Origin of the sequence: Mycoplasmopsis primatum ATCC 25948 (genome assembly GCF_000702785.1) — a bacterium.
Lineage (GTDB): Bacteria > Bacillota_I > Bacilli_A > Mycoplasmatales > Metamycoplasmataceae > Mycoplasmopsis > Mycoplasmopsis primatum.
In genome coordinates this window covers 1-2,363 of sequence record NZ_JNJV01000053.1, presented here as the reverse complement: position 1 = coordinate 2,363, position 2,363 = coordinate 1, and the positions used below count along the sequence as shown (strand labels likewise).

General features: G+C 27.5%; 1 protein-coding gene. It reads left to right on the top strand.

The features are described from left to right. The coding region (locus T386_RS04660) for a hypothetical protein (protein WP_036460151.1) at nucleotides 1-1,920 on the top strand (1,920 nt) is incomplete at its 5' end. Nucleotides 1,921-2,363: the final 443 nt, after the last annotated feature.

The window sequence follows — 2,363 nt, the reverse complement described above, 5'->3', positions numbered from 1 at the left end:
GTCAAAACCAAAGAAACTACACCTGAAATTTTAGATGAACTATTAGAAAATCTTAACTATGATGACATAGATTGAGACGCAAAATTTGCAACACCCGAAGAGTTTGTGAAAGGATTTTTAAAGTCAATTAAATTTAAATCTACTATCCAATCTAACTCACAAAGTCCATACTATGGTTTATCATTAGAAGTAGCTAGTGATGATCATGGGAATTTAGCAGCTATTGCCAACCAATATAATGGAACTGTGAGCGTACAACTTCGACTTGCTAATAAAATTTTCAAAGAAACTCCAATATTTTCAAAAAAATCAAGAACATTTACCTTATCTGGATTTACTAAATTTGAATCTAATTTAGAAATCCAAAGATATATTAATGACTTAGTTGAAACAATTAACGAGGATTGTTTTAGCGAATTTATTCAATCTCATAAAAATGATCCAAAGATTGCTGATATTGATATAAATAAAATTCATATTAATAGTGATTTAGATTGATGTTACAACAGCAATAATAAAGAACTACAAATAGTTAGTTATAAGTTTAATTCTAATTATATTGATTTTGGGTCTACATACTCTAATGAATCAATAATTGATGTCAGAATGAAATATAATGATAGTTTAAGCACATCAACTATTTATAGTCCAGTTAAACGTATCACATTAAAAAACTTCCCTAAATGATATCGTTCAAAATGATTATCAAAATTATTAAATGAAAACTTAAATAAGGAACCTTTACTAATTTCTAAGGAATGCTTGCCTAGCCAAGTAGAAGATGATGATATTCAGCCTAGTGAGAGGCTAAATGCTTTTTTAAAATTTTGAAATGTTAATCTAAGTAGAAGGATTTTAGCGGCTGATGATACAACAGGTAAATTAAAAATAAGGATATTCATAAGTGCTTTACATAATAACGAATATAGCAAAGATATCAAAATGATTATTGATGGATTTAGAACGAACTCATCAACAGCTAACGAACTAAATACATTAAGCAAGTCATTATCGCCACAAGATTTTACTATTATTGATTCACACAAAAAAGATTTTGATCGAATTGGCGTTCAAGATATTTCTACTACTAAATCATTTCCTAATCAAAAAGCAAAATTGAAGATTATAAATATTGATAAAAATCAAACCGATGAATCTATTACAATTGTATATAGATTGCTTAACTGATCTGATTCAACAATTCAATCTGATAAAACATCAATAAAACTAAAAAACTATAAATTTAAAGAATATATTAATTATGATTCATGAGGATTAAATCGGGCAATGGACAATCTAACGTCTAATGATTTAATAATACCTGATGTATATTTGCAATCATTAGCTTCCGAATTCCTAAATAACAATAATTCACAACCCTTATCAATAAATCCTAAGTCGCCATATGCTGCTAAATTTAATGATGTTACTATTATGGTTTTGGGTCAAAAAAATACTAATGACTTCAATGGAACGACAGTAGTAACAGCTCAATTAAAATATGAAAGAAATTCTTCTTGATCTAGTAAAACTGTTTTAAGTGATCCTAAAGACTTTTTAATTAGTGGTTTTGCTAAAAAGACAACCACAAATGAAGTAAATACACTTCTTAATTCGATCGAAGCAAAAGATCTATCTTTTATAAAAAAATCAAATGACGCAGATTTAAATATAGCGAATATTTACGCAGATGAAATAGATTTGTCCTCGTCAAATATTTATGTTGGTTTTAATATAGATACAGAAATAGGAAGAAAACTTAAACAAAATAACTGACATATCCAAATTGCTGAAGTTAAGCACAACGTGAGCGATAATTCTATAACCTTTAAAGTAGTACTATATGATGGTAATAAACCTGTATCAGTACGTAGTTCAACATACAAAGAATTCGCCATTTCTGGCTTTAAGAAAAGATAATAAGCTAAATCAAAAAATCCATAATACATAAACAGACACAATTTATAATTTATTTTGTGTCTGTTTTTTGAATGCTTAGATCTAATGTGAATTCATGTGCGCCTATATACAAAGCCTGCAAAATTCGACTTAAGAAAATAAAAAAGTTAAGTTACCTTAACATTAATTAGCGCTTATTACACATGAGTTTCCGGTTTGTTAATTAATTTAGAAACCCGAAAACTTAGGTTTGCGTCGTTTGCTAATTCAACTGTTTTGTAGCCTTATATTGTTAAAGCAATTCATATACATATATGTTAATAAAGCATGTATATCTATGATTGGCAATGAGCATCACATCCGTAAAACGACAAATTGAATTATTCCCTAAAATTAGTATAATTTTAAGAAATTTAAAATATGAAGGGAATTTAATAAATGAAATCAAAGAAAATTTTACTAAC